This is a genomic window from Flagellimonas okinawensis, assembly GCF_029194005.1.
Taxonomy (GTDB): domain Bacteria; phylum Bacteroidota; class Bacteroidia; order Flavobacteriales; family Flavobacteriaceae; genus Flagellimonas; species Flagellimonas okinawensis.
In genome coordinates this window covers 2501-5139 of the sequence record NZ_JARFVA010000013.1, presented here as the reverse complement: position 1 = coordinate 5139, position 2639 = coordinate 2501, and the positions used below count along the sequence as shown (strand labels likewise).

Here is a 2639-nt window from a genome sequence, read left to right as displayed (position 1 = left end):
AAGTTCATATACATATTGTAACGACAGCGTAGAATTAAGAACAAACCATTTTGATGCGAGGGCTCGGATATTTCGGGTGTCGGACAGACATTCAAGGAAATACAATGAAGAGTTTGATCCTGGCTCAGGATGAACGCTAGCGGCAGGCCTAACACATGCAAGTCGAGGGGTAACAGGGAAAAGCTTGCTTTTTTGCTGACGACCGGCGCACGGGTGCGGAACGCGTATGGAACCTGCCCCTGTCAGGGGAATAGCCCAGGGAAACTTGGATTAATGCCCCATAGTATCGGGATATCGCATGATATTCCGATTAAAGATTTATCGGACAGGGATGGCCATGCGTACCATTAGTTAGATGGTGAGGTAACGGCTCACCATGGCAGCGATGGTTAGGGGCCCTGAGAGGGGGATCCCCCACACTGGTACTGAGACACGGACCAGACTCCTACGGGAGGCAGCAGTGAGGAATATTGGACAATGGGCGGGAGCCTGATCCAGCCATGCCGCGTGCAGGATGACGGCCCTATGGGTTGTAAACTGCTTTTATACGGGAAGAAACGCACCTACGTGTAGGTGTCTGACGGTACCGTAAGAATAAGGACCGGCTAACTCCGTGCCAGCAGCCGCGGTAATACGGAGGGTCCGAGCGTTATCCGGAATCATTGGGTTTAAAGGGTCCGTAGGCGGGCCTGTAAGTCAGGGGTGAAAGTTTGTGGCTCAACCATAAAATTGCCTTTGATACTGCAGGTCTTGAGTCATGGTGGGGTTGCCGGAACATGTGGTGTAGCGGTGAAATGCATAGATATCACATAGAACACCGATCGCGAAGGCAGGTGACCAACCATGTACTGACGCTGATGGACGAAAGCGTGGGTAGCGAACGGGATTAGATACCCCGGTAGTCCACGCCGTAAACGATGGATACTAGCTGTGGGGACTTCGGTCTCCGTGGCCAAGCGAAAGTGATAAGTATCCCACCTGGGGAGTACGTTCGCAAGAATGAAACTCAAAGGAATTGACGGGGGCCCGCACAAGCGGTGGAGCATGTGGTTTAATTCGATGATACGCGAGGAACCTTACCAGGGCTTAAATGCAGGCTGCATGGGGTAGAGATACCCCTTTCTTCGGACTGCCTGCAAGGTGCTGCATGGTTGTCGTCAGCTCGTGCCGTGAGGTGTCAGGTTAAGTCCTATAACGAGCGCAACCCCTACCGTTAGTTGCCAGCATGTCAAGATGGGGACTCTAACGGGACTGCCGGTGCAAACCGTGAGGAAGGTGGGGACGACGTCAAATCATCACGGCCCTTACGTCCTGGGCTACACACGTGCTACAATGGCCGGTACAGAGGGAAGCCACCCCGCAAGGGGGCGCGGATCTACAAAACCGGTCACAGTTCGGATCGGGGTCTGCAACTCGACCCCGTGAAGCTGGAATCGCTAGTAATCGGATATCAGCCATGATCCGGTGAATACGTTCCCGGGCCTTGTACACACCGCCCGTCAAGCCATGGAAGCCGGGAGTGCCTGAAGTCCGTCACCGAGAGGAGCGGCCTAGGGCAAAATCGGTAACTAGGGCTAAGTCGTAACAAGGTAGCCGTACCGGAAGGTGCGGCTGGAACACCTCCTTTCTAGAGAAAGAGACGCCCGGATGTCCGGGTCCTGCACGAGGTGGTTGTTACGTTTTGCGCTGTCGTTTATAATATGTTACAAATACTGGCGATAAAAGGCCAAGACAGTCTCATAGCTCAGCTGGTTAGAGCGCTACACTGATAATGTAGAGGTCGGCAGTTCGAGTCTGCCTGAGACTACGATGAAAAAGTTCATTGAGTACTGAAATTAGGAAATTCTAGATGTTGGGTTACCGTTATATAGTACTGTTAACTGATAACTGTTAACTGACAACTGATAATGGGGGATTAGCTCAGCTGGCTAGAGCGCCTGCCTTGCACGCAGGAGGTCATCGGTTCGACTCCGATATTCTCCACGAGTCCCTTTGGGGACATAAGTTCATTGACATATTGGGACGGAGCGACAGCGATTTTATATCGTTGTGTGCGAAGTCAAAGAAGAAACACGAAGTAGAATAGAATATATAAAGGATTACGAGAGGGCATTTGTACTTATGTACAGGTGCGACAAGCAAAAGAAGGGCGTATGGGGGATGCCTAGGCTCTCAGAGGCGAAGAAGGACGTGATAAGCTGCGAAAATCCACGGGGAGCTGCACATGAGCATTGATCCGTGGGTGTCCGAATGGGGCAACCCGGCTGGTTGAAGGCCAGTCACACCGTAAGGTGGGCGAACCCGCTGAACTGAAACATCTAAGTAGGCGGAGGAAGAGAAAACAAGAGTGATTCCGAGAGTAGTGGCGAGCGAAATCGGATCGGCCCAAACCGTTGTTGTTCCGGCAATGACGGGGTTGTAGGACCACAATATTCTTTGCGCGACGAACCGGAAGCAGTTGGAAAGCTGCACGATATGGGTGACAGTCCCGTACGGGCAAGGAGCGTTAAAGATAGTGGTATCCTGAGTAGCGCGGGGCACGTGAAACCCTGTGTGAATCCGGCGGGACCATCCGCCAAGGCTAAATACTCCTGAGAGACCGATAGTGAACCAGTACCGTGAGGGAAAGGTGAAAAGAA

General features: G+C 52.4%; 2 tRNA genes and 2 rRNA genes (1 of these 4 cut by a window edge). All 4 read left to right on the top strand.

The window, feature by feature from the left end:
• Positions 1-101 precede the first annotated feature (101 nt).
• Positions 102-1627 (top strand): 16S ribosomal RNA (locus PY091_RS18645).
• 106 nt (positions 1628-1733) lie between these two features.
• A tRNA-Ile gene (locus tag PY091_RS18640) sits at positions 1734-1807 on the top strand.
• Between the two features lie 102 nt (positions 1808-1909).
• Positions 1910-1983, top strand: a tRNA-Ala gene (locus PY091_RS18635).
• Between the two features lie 148 nt (positions 1984-2131).
• Positions 2132-2639 (top strand): 23S ribosomal RNA (locus PY091_RS18630) (it continues 2311 nt past the right edge of the window).
• The 16S and 23S rRNA genes sit together here with 2 tRNA genes alongside, the layout of an rRNA operon.